Origin of the sequence: Staphylococcus haemolyticus (assembly GCF_006094395.1) — a bacterium.
GTDB classification, from domain to species: domain Bacteria; phylum Bacillota; class Bacilli; order Staphylococcales; family Staphylococcaceae; genus Staphylococcus; species Staphylococcus haemolyticus.
Window position 1 is genome coordinate 1,443,456 of the sequence record NZ_CP035291.1, and the last position, 22,257, is coordinate 1,465,712.

The 22,257-nt window shown below is 32.2% G+C and carries 20 protein-coding genes and 2 pseudogenes; 15 read left to right on the forward strand and 7 right to left on the reverse strand.

From position 1 onward, the window contains the following. Positions 1-11 precede the first annotated feature (11 nt). The 13 genes and pseudogenes from EQ029_RS06980 (at position 12) to brnQ3 (ending at position 14,010) form a co-directional block, all read left to right on the forward strand. Entirely contained in the window at positions 12-635 is a 624-nt protein-coding gene (locus EQ029_RS06980; RefSeq protein WP_016931301.1) for a phosphatase PAP2 family protein, read from the forward strand. Positions 636-870: 235 nt separating this feature from the next. Beyond that, positions 871-977, forward strand: a pseudogene (locus EQ029_RS12765) (hypothetical protein); the annotation flags it as partial. A gap of 191 nt (positions 978-1,168) precedes the next feature. After that, positions 1,169-1,828, forward strand: a complete 660-nt coding sequence (locus tag EQ029_RS06985) for a response regulator transcription factor (RefSeq protein WP_011275785.1) — start codon at positions 1,169-1,171, stop codon at positions 1,826-1,828. Continuing rightward, positions 1,825-3,186, forward strand: a complete 1,362-nt coding sequence (locus EQ029_RS06990) for a HAMP domain-containing sensor histidine kinase (RefSeq protein ID WP_016931300.1) — start codon at positions 1,825-1,827, stop codon at positions 3,184-3,186. The genes EQ029_RS06985 and EQ029_RS06990 overlap by 4 nt, the downstream gene beginning before the upstream one ends. 282 nt (positions 3,187-3,468) lie before the next feature. Then, positions 3,469-6,277, forward strand: a pseudogene (locus EQ029_RS06995) (2-oxoglutarate dehydrogenase E1 component). An 11-nt stretch (positions 6,278-6,288) separates the two neighbouring features. Continuing rightward, entirely contained in the window at positions 6,289-7,560 is a 1,272-nt protein-coding gene (gene sucB, locus EQ029_RS07000; protein ID WP_011275788.1) for a dihydrolipoyllysine-residue succinyltransferase, read from the forward strand. Positions 7,561-7,730: 170 nt separating this feature from the next. Continuing rightward, complete coding sequence (locus tag EQ029_RS12820) at positions 7,731-7,859, forward strand: hypothetical protein (RefSeq protein ID WP_255201528.1); 129 nt, start codon at positions 7,731-7,733, stop codon at positions 7,857-7,859. 97 nt (positions 7,860-7,956) lie between these two features. Then, a complete protein-coding gene (locus EQ029_RS07005; RefSeq protein WP_011275790.1) occupies positions 7,957-8,169 on the forward strand; it encodes a hypothetical protein in 213 nt (70 codons plus the stop codon). A 483-nt stretch (positions 8,170-8,652) separates the two neighbouring features. Next, a complete protein-coding gene (locus EQ029_RS07010) occupies positions 8,653-9,459 on the forward strand; it encodes a VOC family protein (RefSeq protein ID WP_037559239.1) in 807 nt (268 codons plus the stop codon). A 36-nt stretch (positions 9,460-9,495) separates the two neighbouring features. Then, positions 9,496-9,699, forward strand: a complete 204-nt coding sequence (locus EQ029_RS07015) for a DUF6501 family protein (protein ID WP_029376685.1) — start codon at positions 9,496-9,498, stop codon at positions 9,697-9,699. Between the two features lie 145 nt (positions 9,700-9,844). Further along, positions 9,845-10,636, forward strand: a complete 792-nt coding sequence (locus tag EQ029_RS07020) for an ATP-binding protein (protein ID WP_011275794.1) — start codon at positions 9,845-9,847, stop codon at positions 10,634-10,636. 12 nt (positions 10,637-10,648) lie between these two features. Beyond that, a complete protein-coding gene (locus EQ029_RS07025; RefSeq protein ID WP_057504842.1) occupies positions 10,649-12,538 on the forward strand; it encodes a vWA domain-containing protein in 1,890 nt (629 codons plus the stop codon). Positions 12,539-12,666: 128 nt separating this feature from the next. Continuing rightward, a complete protein-coding gene (gene brnQ3, locus EQ029_RS07030; RefSeq protein ID WP_037559230.1) occupies positions 12,667-14,010 on the forward strand; it encodes a branched-chain amino acid-like transporter carrier protein BrnQ3 in 1,344 nt (447 codons plus the stop codon). A 75-nt stretch (positions 14,011-14,085) separates the two neighbouring features. Here brnQ3 and EQ029_RS07035 read toward each other — a convergent pair whose 3' ends face one another. The 3 genes from EQ029_RS07035 to EQ029_RS07045 are packed head-to-tail and all read right to left on the reverse strand — an operon-like array spanning position 14,086 to position 16,199. Further along, on the reverse strand, positions 14,086-15,255 hold the full coding sequence (locus EQ029_RS07035; RefSeq protein ID WP_011275798.1) for a toxic anion resistance protein: 1,170 nt from the start codon (positions 15,253-15,255) through the stop codon (positions 14,086-14,088). 26 nt (positions 15,256-15,281) lie between these two features. Continuing rightward, a complete protein-coding gene (locus tag EQ029_RS07040; protein WP_011275799.1) occupies positions 15,282-15,908 on the reverse strand; it encodes a 5-bromo-4-chloroindolyl phosphate hydrolysis family protein in 627 nt (208 codons plus the stop codon). Positions 15,909-15,929: 21 nt separating this feature from the next. Further along, on the reverse strand, positions 15,930-16,199 hold the full coding sequence (locus EQ029_RS07045) for an acylphosphatase (protein WP_011275800.1): 270 nt from the start codon (positions 16,197-16,199) through the stop codon (positions 15,930-15,932). A gap of 163 nt (positions 16,200-16,362) precedes the next feature. Between EQ029_RS07045 and msaA the strand changes: the two genes are divergently transcribed. Further along, on the forward strand, positions 16,363-16,671 hold the full coding sequence (gene msaA / locus EQ029_RS07050) for a regulatory protein MsaA (protein ID WP_011275801.1): 309 nt from the start codon (positions 16,363-16,365) through the stop codon (positions 16,669-16,671). Between the two features lie 204 nt (positions 16,672-16,875). Beyond that, positions 16,876-17,076 carry a cold shock protein CspA gene (cspA, locus tag EQ029_RS07055; protein WP_002433901.1) on the forward strand — a complete coding sequence of 67 codons (201 nt, stop codon included), beginning with the start codon at positions 16,876-16,878 and terminating at the stop codon, positions 17,074-17,076. 105 nt (positions 17,077-17,181) lie between these two features. On the opposite strand, the gene EQ029_RS07060 is transcribed toward cspA, so the two are convergent. The 4 genes from EQ029_RS07060 to EQ029_RS07075 all read right to left on the reverse strand — a co-directional run bounded on the left by EQ029_RS07060 (position 17,182) and on the right by EQ029_RS07075 (position 22,176). Next, on the reverse strand, positions 17,182-18,498 hold the full coding sequence (locus EQ029_RS07060; protein ID WP_103416051.1) for an ISL3 family transposase: 1,317 nt from the start codon (positions 18,496-18,498) through the stop codon (positions 17,182-17,184). Positions 18,499-18,674: 176 nt separating this feature from the next. After that, on the reverse strand, positions 18,675-19,940 hold the full coding sequence (gene lysA, locus EQ029_RS07065) for a diaminopimelate decarboxylase (RefSeq protein WP_011275803.1): 1,266 nt from the start codon (positions 19,938-19,940) through the stop codon (positions 18,675-18,677). Position 19,941: 1 nt separating this feature from the next. Continuing rightward, positions 19,942-21,018 carry an alanine racemase gene (locus EQ029_RS07070; RefSeq protein ID WP_011275804.1) on the reverse strand — a complete coding sequence of 359 codons (1,077 nt, stop codon included), beginning with the start codon at positions 21,016-21,018 and terminating at the stop codon, positions 19,942-19,944. A gap of 6 nt (positions 21,019-21,024) precedes the next feature. Next, on the reverse strand, positions 21,025-22,176 hold the full coding sequence (locus tag EQ029_RS07075; protein ID WP_011275805.1) for an amidohydrolase: 1,152 nt from the start codon (positions 22,174-22,176) through the stop codon (positions 21,025-21,027). Positions 22,177-22,257 lie beyond the last annotated feature (81 nt).

Sequence of the window (22,257 nt, forward strand, 5' to 3'; positions counted from 1 at the left end):
AGGTGCAGATAATGAATCGTACAAAACGTATTACTTTGCTAATCGTTTTCACCTTAATATTTGGTATCATTGCATCCTTCCATGAGTCTAGACTGGGTAAATGGATTGATACTGAAGTATATGAATTTATTTATTCATCTGAAAGTTTCATCACTACTTCTATCCTTTTGGGTGCCACTAAGTTAGGAGAAGTATGGGCAATGGTCTGTCTATCTCTAATGTTAGTCGCATATTTAATGTTAAAACGCTTTAAAATCGAAGCGCTATTCTTTGTGATTGTTATGTCTCTTTCAAGTATATTAAATCCATTACTGAAGAATATTTTTGACCGAGAGCGCCCAACATTATTACGATTAATTGATATATCTGGATTTAGCTTTCCTAGTGGCCATGCTATGGGGTCAACATCATTCTTTGGTAGTGCGATGTTCATAGCCAATAGAAAAGCATCAGGTCATAATAAAGGAATTATTATAGGATTATGCGCATTATTTATTCTTCTGATTTCTATTTCAAGAGTATATTTAGGTGTGCATTATCCTACAGATGTCATTGCTGGTATAATTGGCGGTGCTTTCTGTATTGTTCTTTCAACTTTAATACTTAAAAATCATTTATATCCAACAGCTACGTAAAATATATCGAGATACATTCTTAAAATGCGAGATTGTATCTCGATTTTTTTAAAGGATTAAAAATAAGCTATTTGATTTGGTAGATATTCAAAAGATTTAATCAAATCAGTAAAACTAAATAAAAAAGCAGTGAACCTCGGCATTAGATTCACTGCTTTTTATTAAAACGTTTAAAGTAAGTTTGAAACTTTAACGTTAGTCTTTTACGGGCATATAAAAGGGGAATAACTTGAAAATGACCAATCCTTTAAGAACGAAATATATGTGGGGGGAATTGTCTTATTCGGTATTGATAATCATTTTCAAATACTATTATACATCATTGATAATCATTGTCAATTATAATTGCGAAAAATTCTCATTTAAATTTGATTATATCATTACAATTTTAATCCATTCTCTATTTTCAGTCTTTACTGTGATAAAATATAGCTTATATTATAAGAATATGTATTCAAAAACGGATCATTGATTTAACTCATTCTAGCTATTTAAAATATGATTAATGCATAATAAAAGAGGTGAAAATAATAATGACTAATATACTTATTGTGGAAGATGAACAAAATTTAGCCCGCTTCTTAGAACTAGAACTAACTCATGATAATTATAGTGTAGATATAGAATATGAAGGACAGGCAGGGCTCGATAAAGCACTAAGTAATAATTACGATTTAATTATATTAGATTTAATGTTACCAAACATAAATGGCTTAGAAATATGTCGCCGTGTCAGACAGGAACAATCAACGCCTATCATTATTATTACGGCTAAAAGCGATACATATGACAAAGTGACCGGTTTAGATTATGGTGCTGATGATTATATAGTAAAACCCTTTGAAATTGAAGAACTATTTGCACGCATTCGTGCAGTACTCCGTCGTCAACCTCAAAAGGATATCATTGATATCAATGGCATTAAAATAGACGTCGATGCTTTTAATGTCACAATTAATGGAGAACAGTTAGATTTCACTAAAACTGAATATGACTTACTTTATTTATTAGCAACTAACAGAAACCGTGTGCTACAAAGAGAACAGATCTTAGATCATGTTTGGGGCTATGACAGTGAAGTTGAGACGAATGTCGTAGATGTTTATATTCGATATTTACGCAACAAACTTAAACCTTATGGTAAAGATAAAACGATTGAAACCGTTCGTGGTGTTGGGTACGTGATCAGATGATTAAAAAGGGTACTTTAAAATATAAGTGGATGATGATTACAACGTTAATCATGTTTAGCACAATTATTCTTTTCTGTCTTGTTATAATCTTCTTTTTAAAAGATACCTTAAGAGACGGTGAGATTGATGAGGCTGAACACAGTTCAAGTGAGATCGTTAATTTAGTAGAATCACGATCTATGAATAATATTACTACATTAGATTTGACTGCTATGTTGGAGAATTTTGAAAAAGCCATCATTTACGATCGAAATGGTAAACAATTAATGCAATCCTCAAATGAAAATATGATTAATTTTAAACCTGATATTGATTTTGTTGATCCTGAAACGATTCAAATTTCAAAACATAACGGAATCCCTTACTTAATTATTACAGAACCAATACATAGTGAACGTTTTGAAGGCTATAGTGTTTTAATTCACTCCCTTGAAGGATATAACAATGTCGTTCGTTCTTTATATTTTGTAGCCATTGCATTTGGTTTGTTAGCAACTTTCATTATGGCGGGTATAAGTTATATTTTTTCAACGCAATTAACTAAGCCACTTGTAACCATGTCGAACAAGATGATTCAAATACGACGAGATGGATTTCAAAATAAACTTGAACTCAAGACGAACTATGAAGAAACAGATAATTTAATCGATACCTTTAATGATATGATGTACCAAATTGAGGAATCATTTAACCAACAACGCCAATTTGTTGAAGATGCTTCTCACGAGTTACGCACGCCGCTACAAATCATTCAAGGTCATTTAAATTTAATTCAACGTTGGGGTAAAAAGGACCCAGCTGTACTTGAAGAGTCTCTTAATATTTCATTAGAGGAAATGAATCGAATAACGAAGTTGGTTGAAGAATTATTATTATTGACTAAAGACAAAGTTAATATTCAGGCATTAGAATTTGAAGAAGTAAATATTAACGAAGAAATTCGTTCACGTATTAAATCTTTAAAACAATTACATCCTGATTATCAATTTAAAACGCATCTATCAAAGAAACCATTAACATTACAGATTAATCGTCATCAGTTTGAACAGTTATTACTTATTTTTATTGATAATGCAATGAAGTATGACAAAGATAATAAGCAAATCGAGATAGCTACTCAATTAAGAAACAAACAAATTAGTATTGAAATTACAGACCATGGTCTTGGTATTCCTAAAGAAGATCAGGAGTTCATTTTTGACCGTTTTTATAGAGTTGATAAATCCCGCGCAAGAAGTCAGGGTGGTAATGGCTTAGGTCTTTCTATTGCTGAGAAGATAGTACAACAATATGGTGGTTATATAACTGTTGACAGCGAAGTAAATCAATATACAACGTTTAAAATTATATTTAAATAAATATTTAAATCGAAACTGGGACAATTAAGTTGTTCCGGTTTTTTAATGCATAACTTTCTTTCAAATAATCATCTACAATTAAAACACTCATTCAAACTATTTCTATTTCACATTTTCAGTAAAATTTTCCATCAATTTTCACACAAAATCATATAAATTCAAATTACTAGATTTGGTATTTTTGTTTTTTCCATAATATTCAGTCAATGGACTTTATCAAAGCCACAAATAGTGCTATTATTGACCTGTAAGCGGTTTAACTATTTTGTGGAGGGTAATACTATGGCAAAGGATAACAAGGATGTTACAGAAGCTCCTGTAAACTTCGGTGCTAACCTAGGTTTAATGTTAGATTTATACGATGACTATCTACAAGACCCTAGTTCAGTGCCTGATGATTTACAAGTTCTTTTCAGCACTATTAAAAATGGCGAAGCTCATGTCGCAGCTAAGTCAACCACTGAAGGGAGTGGTTCATCAGCAGGCGATGGTACAATTAAGCGTATTATGCGCTTAATCGACAATATAAGACAATACGGTCACCTTAAAGCTGATATTTACCCTGTTAATGCTCCTAAAAGAACTAATCTTCCTAAGTTAGAAATTGAAGAGTTTAACTTAGATAAAGAAACATTAGAAAATGTCTCAGCTGAAATTGTATCTGATCATTTCAAAGATATATATGATAATGCTTACGAGGCAATTGAAAGAATGGAGAAGCGTTATAAAGGGCCGATAGCCTTTGAATATAATCATATTAATAATAATAAAGAACGTACGTGGTTAAAACGACGTATTGAAACACCATATAGAGCTAATATCAATAATGATGAAAGAAAAAAATTATTTGATACTTTAGCGCATGTAGAAGGCTTTGAAAAGTATTTACACAAAAACTTTGTTGGTGCTAAACGATTCTCTATTGAGGGTGTTGATACATTAGTTCCAATGTTACAACATACCTTAAAACGTGCTGCTGAAATTGAAATTAACAATATTCAAATTGGTATGGCACACAGAGGTCGTTTAAATGTTTTAACTCACGTGCTAGAAAAACCATATGAAATGATGATTTCTGAGTTTATGCACACAGATCCTATGAAATTCTTACCAGAAGATGGCAGTCTTGAACTAACTGCTGGATGGACAGGAGATGTGAAGTATCACTTAGGTGGTGTGAAGACAACTTCTTCATATGGTATTGAACAACGAATTTCATTAGCTAATAACCCAAGTCACTTGGAAATTGTTGCGCCAGTGGTAATTGGTAAGACACGTGCATCACAAGATGACACAAAACACGCTGGTAAACCAACTACAGATTTCCATAAAGGTATGCCAATTATAATTCATGGGGATGCTGCATACCCAGGACAAGGTATTAATTTTGAAACAATGAATTTAAGTAACCTAGATGGTTATTCAACTGGTGGTGCCTTACACATCATCACAAATAATAGAATTGGATTCACTACGGAACCAGTTGATGGACGTTCAACAACATATTCAACTGATATTGCGAAAGGTTATGACGTACCAATTTTACATGTAAACGCAGATGATGTTGAAGCAACAATTGAAGCTATTGATATTGCAATGGAATTCCGAAAAGAATTTCATAAAGATTTTGTAATTGATTTAGTTGGCTATCGTCGTTACGGGCATAATGAAATGGACGAACCTTCGATTACAAATCCACTTCCATATCATAATATTCGCAAACATGATTCAGTTGAAATTATTTATGGTAATAAGTTAGTTGAAGACGGCGTTATTTCTAAGGAACAAATGGAAGACGTAATGGATAAAGTTCAAAAAGAAATGCGTGCTGCTCAAGACAAAATTGATAAATCAGATAAAATGGATAATCCAGATATGGAAAGACCTGAGTCATTGCAAGAACCTTTACAAAGTGATGATAAGGATTTCTCAGTAGATCATCTTAAAGAAATTAATGATGCTATGCTTACATATCCTGAAGATTTCCATGTACTTAAAAAGCTAAATAAAGTTTTAGAAAAACGTAGAGAGCCTTTCGAAAGTGAAAATGGTTTAGTAGACTGGGCTCAAGCTGAGCAACTTGCATTTGCAACGATTGTTCAAGATGGTATATCTGTTCGATTAACTGGACAAGATAGTGAGCGTGGTACATTCAGTCATAGACATGCTGTATTACACGATGAAGAAAATGGTGATACATTCACACCATTACATCACGTGCCTAATCAAAAAGCCACATTTGAAGTTCACAATAGTCCATTATCTGAAGCAGCTGTCGTTGGCTTTGAATATGGCTATAATGTTGAAAATAAAAATAGCATGAATATTTGGGAAGCTCAATACGGAGACTTTTCTAATATGGCTCAAATGATGTTCGATAATTTCATGTCATCAGCACGTGCTAAGTGGGGAGAAAGAAGTGGTTTAACGCTATTCTTACCTCACGCATTTGAGGGTCAAGGACCTGAACACTCTTCAGCACGTTTAGAAAGATTCTTACAACTAGCAGCTGAAAATAATAGTACAGTTGTTAACTTATCTAGTTCAAGTAACTATTTCCATTTATTAAGAGCACAAGCTAAAAGTTTAGGTACTGAAGCTATGAGACCATTAATTGTAATGTCTCCAAAAAGCTTATTAAGAAATAAAACAGTTGCTAAACCAATAGATCAGTTCACTTCAGGTGGTTTCAAACCTATTATTGTCGAGGATGGAAATAAAGAGAAAGTGACTAAACTTGTATTAGCATCAGGTAAAATGTTCATAGATTTAAAAGAACATTTAGCTAAAAATCCTGACGATTCAATTTTATTAGTTGCAGTTGACCGTTTATATCCATTCCCTGAAGGGGAAATTAAAGAAGTATTAAATGAATTACCTAATCTTGAAACAGTATCTTGGGTTCAAGAAGAACCTAAAAATCAAGGCGCTTGGTTATTCGTTTATCCTTATTTAAAATCACTTGTAGGTAACCAATTTAATTTAAGTTATCACGGCAGAATTCAACGTGCAGCGCCAGCTGAAGGTGATGGAGAAATTCATAAACTTGTTCAAAATCAAATTATTGAAAGTAGCATTGAAAAATAACTAGGGGGAAATATTATGCCAGAGGTAAAAGTTCCAGAATTAGCAGAATCTATAACAGAGGGTACCATTGCAGAATGGTTAAAAAATGTGGGAGATAGCGTTGAAAAAGGCGAAGCTATCCTAGAATTAGAGACAGATAAAGTAAACGTTGAAGTTGTTTCTGAAGAAGAAGGTGTACTTCAAGAACAATTGGCTTCTGAAGGCGACACTGTGGAAGTTGGCCAAGTTATCGCAACTGTTGGCGAAGGTAGTGGTAATGCTTCTTCAAGCAAAGAAGAATCTTCAGACCAATCTCAATCTGCGAACAATGACGAAGCGACTAAAGAATTAGCTCAACCAACAGAATCTCAATCAAATAATGAAGAAACGCAATCTAATCCTAACAATCAACGTGTTAATGCAACCCCATCAGCTCGTCGCCATGCACGTGAAAACGGTGTAGATTTAAGCACTGTTTCTGGAAAAGGAAACGATGTTGTACGTAAAGATGATGTTGAAAATAGTCAAAAAGCAGCTCAATCTCAATCTTCTCAAGAAACAAGCAAAAAAGAAGAACCTAAAAAATCTTCAGGTGCACCTAATAAACCTGTAATTAGAGAAAAAATGTCTCGTAGAAAGAAAACAGCTGCTAAAAAATTATTAGAAGTTTCTAATAATACAGCAATGTTAACTACATTCAATGAAGTAGATATGACAAACGTAATGGAATTACGTAAACGTAAGAAAGAACAATTTATTAAAGATCATGATGGAACTAAATTAGGTTTCATGTCATTCTTTACTAAAGCTGCTGTAGCTGCATTGAAAAAATATCCGGAAGTAAACGCTGAAATTGACGGCGATGACATGATTACTAAACAATATTATGACATCGGTGTTGCGGTTTCTACTGATGATGGATTATTAGTTCCTTTCGTAAGAGATTGTGACAAGAAAAACTTTGCAGAACTTGAAAGAGCTATTGCTGACTTAGCAGTTAAAGCAAGAGATAAAAAACTTGGTTTAGATGATATGGTTAATGGATCATTTACAATTACTAATGGTGGTGTATTTGGTTCAATGATGAGTACTCCAATTATTAATGGTAACCAAGCAGCTATTCTTGGTATGCACTCAATCATTACCCGTCCAATTGCAATTGATAAAGATACAATTGAGAATAGACCAATGATGTATATTGCTTTAAGTTATGACCATAGAATTATTGATGGTAAAGAAGCAGTAGGATTCTTAAAAACGATTAAAGAATTAATCGAAAGCCCTGAAGATTTACTTTTAGAAAGCTAATCTTAAAGGAATATAACCTCAAACTAATATTGATACAACGGCGTCACATCGTCGTTGTATTTTTTATCTTAAATTTTCAAAAATTAAAAATCATAAATAGAAGTTCAATCAATAAAATAGGCTAATCTTTGTAAGTAGTTGAATTTAAGATGACAAAAAAAGGGAAATCAATGCTAGATCGTTGGGAAGATGACAAGAAAATGTTTGAAGAACAAGCACCTAAAGAGAGTAAAGAAATAATTAAGAAACGTGAAGATGACTTTATTAAAAGGCTTAGAGAAATGCAAAAGAAAAGCTAAAGAAATAAGTGTTACACATAAAAAAATTAAAGATGTTATTCAATTAATATTATACAAGTAATGTACAATGCCCTTAAAATAAATCGAGGTGTTATAAATGGATTTAACTTTTGAAGAACAAATAAAATTAAGAGATATAGCTCGCAAAATGACAAGAGCACGAACAATTGAGGAAAAATGGAAAAGAGAACAAGAAATGGATAAGTTGCTCGGTATATATAAATCAAACACAAAAAATGCTGATTTACCTAAATTTGTACCAGAAGTATCAGATGAAGAGTTAGAAGATATATTACTTGGCCGAAAATAAATAACACTTATTTATAAAAAGTTCTTAGGACAATTGTATAGAGAATTCAGATTGTAATTTTTTAGAGAATAGCAAATAAAGTATTAAAGTAATTAGCGGTTATATTATAGACTAATAATGGAATAGATAAATCTCACAATTATTATTACATCTCATCATTAATACAACTATTAAAATTAAAGTATAAGCATTGTCAATTGACTAAAAACGAACTATTTTCAATTATATAAAATTAAATCATCAATTAAATGGCACAATTCAAATCATCCCCCTATCTTATAAAATAAGGGTAGGGGAGGGCTTGTTGATATTTATTATAAAATTTTATTTAAATTCATTATACGTATTTTTTGAATTACAATGTCTCTTCATATGTATTTTTGAACTCATTAAATTAAGGGTCCATTATGTAGTTCATGATATAAATCATATTTAAAATGCGTTATAATAATTAGGAAAAGACAAATATTAGGGGTGTCATGCATGAGTGGACTTAGAAGTGTCACATTAGGGACAAGTGATCTTTCTAAAACAAATAAACTATTTAAAGATATTTTAGGACTAAACGTAGCATCTAAAAATCAAGCTTTACGTTTTGGTGATGCAGATTTGAGTCCAGGTACACGAATACATTTTGTTGAAGTGCCAAATCCTGAATATGAAAATCAACATATCGCTAGTGTTGGTTTGAGAACGCCGACAGATTCAGGATTGGATGAGTATCAAACGATATTAAAAGAAAATCAAATTCAAGCGAGTGATGTTACTGAGTTAAACGGTAATAAGCATTTTAACTTCGAGGATAGCAACCATCAAATTTTTGATATTTATTCGAATGAACATAATACGGGCGTAGGTCTAGGCACACCTACTTTTGATAGTACAGTAAATCCGCTACATCAAATTCAGGGACTTGGTCCTATTATTATTAAAGTTAATGAACTGCCAGTTACTGCATCTATCCTAAAGAATGTATTTAACTTAACGCATTATGCTGAATATGAATCAACAGAGTTTCCCGAACAAGTGATACAAGTATTTCAAATCGGCGAAGGTGGTTTAGGTGGTGAACTTCATTTATATCAGCCTAATGAACCTATTGAATTAAAAGAAGAAGGTATCGTTGAACAAATTGAATTTAATGCAAATTCAGTTGAAGCATTCAACAATGCACAAAAGGAATTAGATGACATTGGTATTCCTTATCAGACGTTAAATCAAGGCGATGCTCAATCACTACGTATTACAGAGAATAGTGGCATCTCATTTATTTATACATTAGAAAAGTAAAGACAATAATTATATGGAGGCATGAAATTTATGGCAATGTTACATGAAACATGGAAAACACGTACACCTATTAAAAAAGTTGAAGTGATTAATACAGATGCTAAGAAATTCACAGTTTCTGATATGTTAACTGTTGGAAAGCAATATGATGTTATTAATGAAACTGAGGAATACTATCAAATTATTGATAATTCTGGTTTAGTCGGTGGTTATTATAAAACGTACTTTAAAGAAGTTTAGTATCAATAATTAAGTATGTTCATGATTTAATCAAGACTTGGGGGTTATTTTGAAAAAGTAATCGTTGAAATATACTCAACATTACTTTTTTAATGCAACTTCTTAGTCTATTTTTCATTTTAAAGAAGGAGAGTAAATTACAAAAATGATTAAGAATCAATATATTAATTCAGATGAGTCCGTATTTAATGATGCTAAAGCATTATTTAATTTAAATAAAAATATATTACTTAAAGGGCCAACAGGTTCTGGTAAAACCAAATTAGCGGAAACACTTAGTGCAGCTGTTAATACACCAATGCATCAAGTTAACTGTTCAGTAGATTTAGACGCTGAAAGTCTACTTGGTTTTAAGACAATTAAAACAAACGAACAAGGTCAACAAGAAATTGTTTTTATAGATGGTCCTGTAATTAAAGCAATGCGTGAAGGACATATCCTTTATATTGATGAAATAAATATGGCCAAACCTGAAACATTACCAATACTAAATGGTGTTCTAGATTATCGTCGCCAACTTACAAACCCATTTACTGGAGAAGTGATAAAAGCGGCGCCAGGATTCAACGTTATTGCGGCAATTAATGAAGGCTATGTAGGTACACTTCCTATGAATGAAGCTTTGAAAAACCGTTTTGTTGTTATTCAAGTAGATTATATAGACGGTGATATATTAAAAGACGTTATTAAGCAACAAAGTCAACTTCAAGATGATGCTATTATTGAACAAATCATCAAATTCAATGAGGATTTACGTACAATGTCTAAACAAGGACAAATTTCTGAAGAAGCAGCTAGTATCAGAGCATTAATAGATTTAAGTGACTTAATTACTGTAATGCCAATAGAGCGTGCTATTAAACGTACAATTATCGATAAATTAGAAGATGAGCGTGAACAACAAGCAATCAAAAATGCGATTGAATTAAACTTTTAGAGAGGGATTATTATGAGCGATCGTTTTATCAAATTTAATGATGAGCAATTAGATGCTAAGCAAGTTATGATGCTACAAGACTTAGCGCGCTTACTTCTTAAAAATGAGCAAACACAAGTTAAAATTCAAAAATTCCCTTACTACGATCCAATTAATAACACATTGATCACAAGTTGGTTCTGGTCGCACCGTCCCGAGCATATAGAGAAAGCCGGTCTTAAAACTGACGTGATGCTCGCAGCCTATGGGTATCAAATGATGGATGAATCTATTGTGAATGAAGTATTACATGATGATGAGTTTGAACACCCTAAGTTTTATCAGCAAATCTTTAGATTACTAGAAGATATGCGCGTGTTTAATCATATTCGTAATGAACGCCCAAGTACGTCTAAATTAATAGATTTACGTTTACAAACGAGATTGTCTTATACTGAATCTCAAATTAAATTCTATAAAACTAAAACTGTTTATACTGATTTACTATTTTTATATTTAGAAAAAGCATTTCTCAGTCAGAATTTCTTTGATATTCCAATGATGCATTCACAATTAGACGATATTTTGAATTCTATGTTTCAATATCTGCCTAACTTTTTCCAAAATGAAACATCAGAAGATAATATGTACTTAGCTCAACGTATTATGTTTCAAATTGATGATATGCTAACCAAAGATATGTTAAATGAATATTATCATCTCCCTCGTCGTGTATATGAGGCAATCCATGAAATGACGTTTGATGAGTTAAAACGTACAGATGCGAGTAATGTAGATGGAAAAGACAATACCTCTGAGGATACGGACTCTGAGACTGCTGAAGCTGAAACGAATGCCCAAGATAGTAAATCAGAAGGCGGTGCTTACCTTGAAATGGAACTTCACGAGGGCGAGAATAGTGAGGTAATAAGTGATAATGATACTGCTCGTGAAGGTGATTCTACAGACGATATGACAGACATGATGACTAAAAAGGGTCGTGGTTCTGATAATACATTAAATAATGATGAAGGTGGCTCTATAGGAGAGAATACGTCATTCGCACTTAAAGGGATTAATGAAAATGTAGAAATTAAATGGAATGTTCCCGATATCGAACCGGATTACTTATTAGAGTATCAAAATGTTAAAAACGATGTTCAATTTGAAACTAAGGATTTAATTCAAATTATCAAGAGAACCATTGATCGCGAGCACGTTGATGAGCGACATAACCTTACTAAAGGTCGTTTGCAAAGAGATTTAACAAATTGGTTTATCGATGATCAATATAAATTATTTTATAAAAAACAAGATTTAAGTAAAACGTTTGATGCCACTTTTACTTTATTAATTGATGCATCTGCAAGTATGTTCGATAAGATGGAAGAGACAATCAAAGGTGTTGTTCTTTTCCATGAAACATTGAAAGCATTAAATGTCAAACATGAAATACTTGCGTTCAATGAAGATGCATTTGATTCTGATGATCGTAAACAGCCTAACATCATTGATGAAATTGTTCATTATGATTATTCAACCATGGAAAAAAGTGGCCCACGAATCATGTCTTTACACCCACAAGATGATAATCGTGATGGCGTAGCTATACGTATTGCTAGCGAACGTTTGCTAAGAAGAAGTCATAATCAACGTTTCTTGATAGTATTTTCCGATGGTGAACCTTCAGCATACAATTATGCGCAAGATGGTATTTTAGACACTTATGAAGGTGTAGAAATGGCCCGCAAATACGGTATTGAAGTATTTAATGTGTTTTTAAGTCAAGATGTTATAACAGAGGATATCGAACAAACCATTCATAACATTTATGGTCAGTACGCGTTATTTGTAGAAGGTGTAGAAAATTTGCCGAGTCATTTATCGCCATTACTAAAAAAATTACTTCTAAAATCATTTTAAAGAATATAAGATTTCTATTTTAAATATTTATCAACTTTTCAAATTTTCTGAAATCACATAGACTTGTAAATCCTTTTTATGCTAGAATGTTTAATATTGCAAACATACACATAAAAAGGAGCAATTCTATGAATAAGAATACTTGGATAGTAGGATTTACATTATTCGCTATGTTTTTTGGCGCAGGTAATCTTATTTTCCCACCAAATTTAGGCCAAGATAGTGGTCATTTCTTTTGGCCAGCAGTTATCGCATTTTGTTTAACAGGAATTGGCTTACCATTGTTAGGCGTTATCGTTGGCGCATTAGATAAACAAGGGTATGTAGGTTCATTAAATAAAATATCACCTAAATTTTCTGTAATATTTTTAATAATTATATATTTAACAATAGGACCTCTGTTTGCAATTCCGCGTACAGCTTCGACTTCATTTGAGATGACTGTGACACCAATTGCTCATACAAATAGTAATTTGGTGCTATTTATATTCACCCTTATCTATTTCCTAGTCGTTCTTTACCTATGTATAAATCCAGGTAAAATTGTAGATCGTATAGGATCTCTATTAACACCATTATTATTAATAACAATTTTAGCAATGATAATTAAAGGATTTGTTGATTATAGTGGTAATGCACCATCTCATGGAAACCAGGTTGATTACAATTCAGCTATTGGAAGTTTCTCAAAAGGCTTTACAGAAGGGTACTTAACTATGGATGCAATCGCAGCAATTGCTTTTTCAATGATTGTAGTTAACGCGATAAAAGCCACAGGGGTTAAACATGCAAATCAAATATTTAAACAAACTGTTATGTCAGGATTAATTGCAGCCATAGCGCTTGTATTTATATATGTTTCATTAGGTTTTATAGGCAATCATATGAACGTTGACAACGCGACACTCAAAAATCTGACAGCTAAAGATCAAAATGTTGGCGCTTATTTATTAACAACAATGGCGGCGAATAGTTTTGGTGTCTTCGGTAAATATTTATTGGGTATTATCGTTGCACTCGCTTGTTTAACAACTGCTTGTGGCTTAATTGTATCTGTAAGTCAATATTTTAATAGAATATTCCCTAAAGTTTCATACAAAGCTTATACAATATTTTTTACTTTGATTAGTTTCATACTGGCAAATTTAGGTTTAAATGCTGTAATTTCTATGTCAGTACCAGTATTGAGCGTCATCTACCCAATTGCAATAACTGTTGTGTTACTAATTTTACTTGCACGATTCATTCCAACTAAACCAATTGCACAGCAAATACCAATTGCAGTTATTAGTATTGTTTCAATATTAAGTGTTATAAGTACCAATGGTTGGGTGAAGATGTCATTTATTGAGGCTTTACCGTTAAAGCAATATTCTTTAGAATGGTTCCCAATAGCAGTAGTCGCAACTATTATTGGATATGTCGTTGCTAAATTCGTAAACCAAGACCATATTGTTTATCAAAAAGAATAGCTATCTAAACGAATTAATTATATTAAAAAAGCACATCAAACTCATTTTGAGTTGTGATGTGCTTTACTATTTTAGTTATTCCTTCTTCATCGAAAGTAAGTGTTGTTTTAATTCATCTTCTAAGCCAACAAGTTCTTTCTCAGCTTCTTTACGTTTTTGACGACCATTTTGTTGGATTTGAAGTGTTTGTTCAATTGTTTCAATAATATCACTTTGCGTTGTTTTAAGTGTTTCAATGTCTACAATGCCACGCTCATTTTCCGTAGCAGTTTCAATAGCATTTTGTTTTAACATAGCCGCATTCTGAGTAAGTAAATCATTGGTTGTATCTGTTACAGCACGTTGCGCAGACACTGCATTACGCTGTCTCATTAACGTAAGGGCAATTGCCATTTGATTTTTCCAAAGTGGAATACTTGTAAGTATAGAACTTTGAATTTTCTCAGCCAACGCTTGATTAACATTTTGGATCATTCGAATTTGTGGTGCAGTTTGTATAGCAATTTGACGAGACAATTGTAAATCATAGATACGTTTATCTAAACGATCAACAAATTGTTCCATATCCGCTACGGCTTGTATATCCATTTGATTACCAGTTTGATTGGCATGTTCTTGTAATTTTGGAATGTCGTTCGTTTGTATTTCGTGTTTTCTTCTTTTAGCGGCGGCGATATATAAATTAACATCATCAAAGTAATCTTTATTTTGTTGATATAATCCGTCTAATAATTTGATATCTTTTGATAGATTATTTTTATGTCTATCAAGCTGAATTGTAATTCTATCAATCTGGGAACTTACTGATTGCATCCTAGAAAATACTTCATTAATTGAAGCTTTTGTACGTTTAAAAAAGCGCTTAAGTTTTGATTGTTTCTCTGGATTTAACTCATCAGGATTTACAGCTTTTAACTTAGTCATTAATTGATTAAGTGAATCTCCAACAGGTCCAATATCTTTCGTCTGCACTTCATCCAACATTTTATGTGAGAATTTAGACATATTTTCTTGCAAATGTGAGCCATATGATAATAGACCATCATTGTCTAAAGGTTTAATTTGTTGACTAATACTTTCAATTTTTTGCATTTCTTTATCACTGAATTGTTGCTGAAAATCATCTAAAACTGTATTTTGATTCGCTAGACTGACATTACTATTATTATCTAGGTTATTTAGTTGCTGTTGTTCTATATAATCATCTAATGGATGTGAGTTGTTAAATTGATCATTTCGAGGCATTTAAAAAATCGCTCCATTTCTATATTCTAGTTATCTTTATGACGTTTTTGTTCTAATTTATTAAGTTCCATTTCAACATCTAGACGCTCATAATCATCTTCATTGATTCTCTTCAAATCAGCAATCAACGTACGTTTAACTTCATCTAAAGTTATACGAGTTTGTTCTAATTTTTGCTTTTCTTCAATCGTTTTTTTTGGCATTTTTGCTAATCGAGTATACGACTCTATTAAATTTAGCGCATTATCTATATGCGAATAAAAGAAACTCTCTACTTTAAAAAACATTGCTGGCCTTTGTTTAACAGCAAAATGAATTGATTTTGAAATTCTATATATATCATTGATTTGTCTAAAATCTTGAATAGATCTTACATTGACAAATGATTTTAATATTGTTCTAATCTTATCTTGCGCTTGCTTTAAATGGTTGCTTACGTAATGATAGTCTCTTCGTGAAAGACCAATTTCGGTTAAATACTTCCTAGACGTGAGTCGTTGAGTAGGAAAGTAGGACACAAAAAACATCCCAATACCAACCAAAGCATCAATAATAAATGAGAGATCAAAGCCAAATACGCTGACCATCCAAGATATCATAGCTACTGGAATCCCTACAATTACGCCTAAAAGTCGAGAAATATTATATCTCAAATTACATCTTCCTTTTTATATTTAAATCGATTTAAAATCAGAAAAATCTTCACTCACATTAGTATCTTCAAGCTCATAGTGTGTAACATGTGAAGCAGGTGATGCACCTTCAGTCACAGCATTAATAAACTGTTCGAGGTCATCGTCATTACCTATTGCATATATTTCAACATAATCATCTACATTCTGGACAGTGCCTAGAATATTATACTTATTCGCTAATCTTTGTGTATAATATCGAAAGCCTACACCTTGAACTGTCCCAAACACTTGTAAATGCTTTTGCTTCATAGTATCACTCCTTATATATATTATACGAAGTTTTATACTAAAAAACTAATATTTACTATGGAATAAACAGGCTATCGGACAAAAGTATGAGACATTATATTTTTAATTCAGATATAAAATAGTTAAAATGATTATTATAGGCTAATTGAGAGGGGAAATATACATGTGGACAGTTGCCAAAATTAGAGCTGACTATGAGGGATGGTGGTTATTTAGTGACTGGACAGATAAAATTATAGAGCAATATCAATTTACTTCATATGATGAAATGCTAAACTACTACAAAAATATAATTTCAAAAAGTAAAGATTATTACGATAATTATGTTGTTGGAAAATACAATATTCATGCGTTTTATAACAATTGCGATTTAAACTTTTGTGAAGATTGTGAAGAAGATTTACAAATATTTTATAGTTTTATTGTATTAAATAATAAAGAAGTATATTATAATCTACCAAAAATTAATTAAAAGACAATTTTCTATAATTGTATTGCAATTTGGTAAGAACTAACATATAATTATTATTAAGCAATGGTTTTATTCCATATTGCAAAGAATATCTGTAAGAGTTATTTATAGCGTTTTGTTATTAATACATAATTGTCACATGTATTTTTTGTAATATGCGAATAATGCATATTGAAAGAATTTAGTCTTGGAGGTTTCAGAATTATGAAACAAGGTACAGTTAAATGGTTTAACGCTGAAAAAGGTTTTGGTTTTATCGAAGTTGAAGGTGAAAACGACGTATTCGTACACTTTTCAGCAATTAACCAAGATGGTTACAAATCATTAGAAGAAGGTCAATCAGTTGAATTTGAAGTAGTTGAAGGCGACCGCGGTCCTCAAGCTGCAAACGTTGTAAAACTATAATAAATAGATTGTAAAATATTGACTTTAGTAACACCTTACCAAGATGTAAGGTGTTTTTTATTTTGGCTCTACGTCAAATCGGACTGATGAGTCCAAATATTGAGATTAAGCAACTTTAAGTTGTTTAATCTCTTTTTTTGTTGTTAAGACAAATAGTCGCGAAGTTATAATAATTCGATTACGTAAATTATCATAATTTCTATAACCAAAAGATACCCTTTTAATGAGTTTGATTTTATTATTAATTCCTTCTAACGGACCGTTGGTCAGGTTAGAATATGTCATAGTATTTTCAATGAAAGTAGCTAATCGTCTTAAAGTTCTAATGACTGGGCGTAATTTAGGACACACATCTGAAAGATGAATAGAAAAGAGTTTATGATTAAATTTCTCTATTTGATTTTCTTTTAATAATCTTCTTAGCTCATGAACGTAGTGATATGTATTAAATAGTTCTACATCTACACCTAATAAGTAATTTATAATGCCTTTTTCGGTTTTCCACTCTTTAAATAAATGGACTTTATGATAATTAAATGCTTCTAGCGTTTCAAAAGGTTTAAGAAATAGTTTCCAATAACTTTTATATTTATTATAAAGCGGTCTATTAGAGGTTCTATAACAATTCATTACATGAACTCTAGACATATTTAACGCTCGATTTAAAGATTGAACAATATGAAAACGATCAATAATAATCTTCGCGTTAGGAAATAATTGTTTGATTAGTGACATATATGGTTCATACATATCAATCGTTACTGTTTTGACTTTTTGTCTGAGTTTTAAAGAATAGCGATAAAAATGATCTTTTAGCGATTTTAACTTACGATCCGCTACCACATCTACGATGCGGTGCGATACAGCATCTGCATAAATAAAACTCATTTTTCCGATAACATTTTTAACACTTTTAAATTCGTCCATCATTAAGTGTTCAGGTAAAGCATCAAAAGAAGACTGACCTACGTCGCTTGCCGCTTGATTAATCACTCTAGACACAGTCATTGATGATACTAAGCATGACTTAGCGATAGATTTTTGAGAGCGGTATTCTTGTGCTTTATCTAAAACTGCAAGTTTTGTTTTATTAGAAATAAAGCAATGAGCGTCGACAATATTAGATTTAGCAGTAAAATGACTGTCACATGATTTACAATAAAATCTTTGTTTTTGAAGTTCTAAATAAGCGGGCATTTCCATAATTTTAAGTAAAGTAATCGTTGAGGTTTTCTTACCATTTTTTACTATTGAGAAATTTTCATTTTTAGTTGAACAATTTTCACAATGTGTAGGTTGATAAGTGAGCTCGGCATAGTAAAACAAGCTCATTCGTCCTTTATGTTTTTTCTCAATCACTTCATCTGAAAAATTTAGATTTTTATCTTTAATTCTTAATGTATTTAATATAGACTTACACATAGGCGCATTACCTTTCTTTTTATTTTGTTTGGTAGCTAATAATTATAGAGGTAATTGCGCCATTTTTGTATTCAAACATAAAAATTGGACTGATGATTTTTAGTCATCAGTCCAATTTATTATAGAGCCATTTTTCTTTGAACATTCTTAAGAATTATTTTCAAAATTGGTAATTGTTATTTAGTATCGTTAATAATCAATTGACGTAATGATTGGCGTTTAATAACTTCACGTGCTTTACCATCTTTTAAGAAAAATACAGGTGGTTTCTGCATTTGGTTGTAATTAGAAGCCATTGAGTAATGATATGCTCCTGTAGATAAAATTGCTAGGTAATCACCACGTTGAACAGAAGAAGGGAGTTTTGCATCACGAATAATGATGTCACCTGATTCACATAATTTACCAGCAATTGTTACTGTTTCATCAGCTTCTTCATGACGGTTTACTAATAAAGCTTGATATTTGGCACCATATAATGCAGTTCTAATGTGATCGCTCATGCCACCATCAATTGAAACATATTTGTTTACTTCAGGAATTTCTTTAATTGTACCTACTTCGTATAAAGTAATTCCAGCTTCTCCAACAATAGAACGGCCTGGTTCAATACCAATTTCCGGTACTTCATAATTTAGACGTTCAGTTTCAGCTTTGATTGCATCTGTAATTTCTGCAATACCTTCTTCAATAGGGAAGCTTACGTCTCCTTCAACGTATTTGATACCGAAACCTCCACCTAGATTAAGTAATTCAACTTTGATATCATTTTCAGAAAGCCAGTTAAGCACAATCTTAGCAGTTTCAATCATCGCTTCAGTTCCTTCGATTTGAGAACCAATATGGAAGTGAATACCTTTTAAATGTAAACGTTTAGAGTCGCGCACTTTATTGACCGCTTCAATCGCTAAGCCATGGCGAATTGATAAACCGAATTTACTATCTTCTTGGCCAGTTTGAATAAACTCATGCGTATGTGCTTCAACACCAGGGTTAACGCGTAATACTACATTTACAGTGTCGCTCGCGTATCTGTCGATTAAATCAATTTCCTCAAGTGAATCGATAACAAAATAACCAACGCCACTTTCTAAAGCGTATTGTATTTCACGTTTGGTTTTGTTATTCCCATGGAAGTGGATCTTACTTGGGTCAAACTTTGCTTCTAATGCAGTATATAATTCACCTTCAGAAACTACATCTAATTGTAAGTCTTCTTCTTGTACTAATTTGACCATTTGGATACATGTAAATGCTTTCGAAGCATATGAAATATTATATTTTAAACCACTTTTTTGAAAAGCTGAGTGATATCTACGCATTTGATTGCGGATTTCATCTTCATCATAAACAATAGTAGGGGTACCAAAGCTTTGTGCAAGTGTCTTTAAACTTGTACCCGCCATTGTTAACTCACCATAATCATTATATTTTACTGCCATTTTATCTATACTCCTTTATGAGAGAATCATGATTCATAGCACTAAGTTGTTCTGAATTAGCGCCTACACCTTTGAATGTATATTCATCAATGCGTATATCGTTATTATATAATATCACTTCATCTTGTGCATCGACTTCCTCATCAACTTCAACAAACATATGGCTCATCATTAGTGCGCGAATAGGGTAGCGTTTACCTTTAATTAATGCTTCATGTTTAGCTCTCGATTTAAGAATACCATCTCCATAGCCTACATCTACAACTGCTAATCGCGTATGGTCTCTAGTAGCTTCAAAGGCAAAGCTATACCCACAATTATCTCCAGCATTCACTTCACGCACTTGTATCACATTACCTTTTACAGTAAGAGATTGTTTAATACTATATTCATTTAAAGCACTATATGGTCGAGACCCATACAATGCAATGCCTACACGTGCATGTGTATGATGTGGTAAAAGTTTCTGACCTTCACGATAATAACTTGCACTATTTTGCGCATGAATTAAATCAAAGTGATAACCTTCATCTAATAAGGTATCTACTATATTTAACCATGCCTCACGTTCTATACTATACTCAGGCACATCAAATTCATCTGCATAACCAAAGTGCGTCCACAATCCACTAATAATCATTTTGTCTTCATTTGAGTTAATATGATGATCATTGAGTACTTCTCTAATTTCTTCTAATGTTCTAAATCCAGAACGATGAAGTAAGTTTTCAAATTCTAAATGTACTTTGATACCACTTAAATCATTCTTATATTTATAATAATAGGCTAATGATGGTAGGGTCATTTGAATTTGATAATGTCTTACTTTTTCAAAATCATAAACGGCATTCATCAAGAAAATAGTGGCATCAGGCGCTATTTCTCGTACTTTAATGGCTTCTTTTAAAGAGGTAGTACTGAAAGTATTAATTCCAGCTTTTAAGAAAGAAGTAACAGCAAACTCCAAACCATAATGATAAGCGTTGTTCTTCACTACAGCCATAATTGAATTACCATTTTTAACTTTAATAGCATTTTGTAAAAACGCTTCTTTATCGACGGACCATATTGCTGTCAATGTGAATTACTCCTCTCCATAATGCATTAATAATTGTTCATAATAATTTGCCACATAGATTAATACTTTTTCATCAAAATTAAGATGAGATGTATGAAGTCCAGTCACAAAACCTTTGTCTTCGTTTCGAGTACCTACAAATGCAAAGTATGCTGGGGCCAACTGTTGACCATAGAAGCTAAAGTCTTCACCAAATAAGAATGGAAGAGGCTTATCTATAACTTCTAGATTTGCAGCATTAATCGCTTGTTCTACACTCGCACGCAATTTAGGACTATTCATCGTAGGTGGGTAGCCTTCTTCAAATTTCACTTCACAATCCACATTAAATAATAAGCTTACACTCTCAGCAATTTTATGCATTTGTGTTTTTACTACATTTAAATCATTTGGATCATAAGTTCGAATCGTTCCTTCTAAATATCCATGGCTAGCTACAGTGTTAATAGCTTCTCCAGCTTCAAAATGACCCATATGAACAATATTTCGTTTTAAGCCATTGAGATGATACTGTTGTATTTGTCCTACTTGATTTAGAACGTGTAGAAGGGCTTCACCACATGAATGACCTTGCTCTTTATCTGCAACATGACTTGATAATCCTTTTAAGAAGAAGCGATATTCAGTTGCACTTGCTGTAATTTCTTCATCACGGATAACAACTTGTCCTTCATCGGCAAATGGATTAACATGGATGCCAAAAACAGCTTCTATTGGATAGTTATTAAACGCACCTGCTTTAATTAGACGATTCGCTCCGCCACCAGTTTCTTCGGCAGGTTGGAAGATGAATACAACGTTGTGTGGAAGCGTTCCTTTATCGAACATTTCTTTGCATCGTTTAACAAATAACATTAATGCCGTTGTATGTCCGTCGTGACCACATGCATGCATTACATTATCCGTTTGACTTCGATAATCGACATCATTTTCTTCAAAAATTGGTAACGCATCGATATCCGCACGAAATGCAATGGTATGATCACTATTACCGTTTAAGTATGCTATTGCACCAGTTTCAAGAGGGCGCTCATATGACACTCCTAATTCTTCTAAAAACTGTGTGATATATTTTGTCGTCTCGAATTCATGTAAACTTAATTCTGGATGTTGATGTAAATGTCTTCTATGTTTAGTTACAAACTCTAATTCACTCATCATATCATTCCTTTATTAACTTAATTAGTCTTATTAATATTGTAACTTATTTCATCTTTTTATGTATGACGTGATATTAAT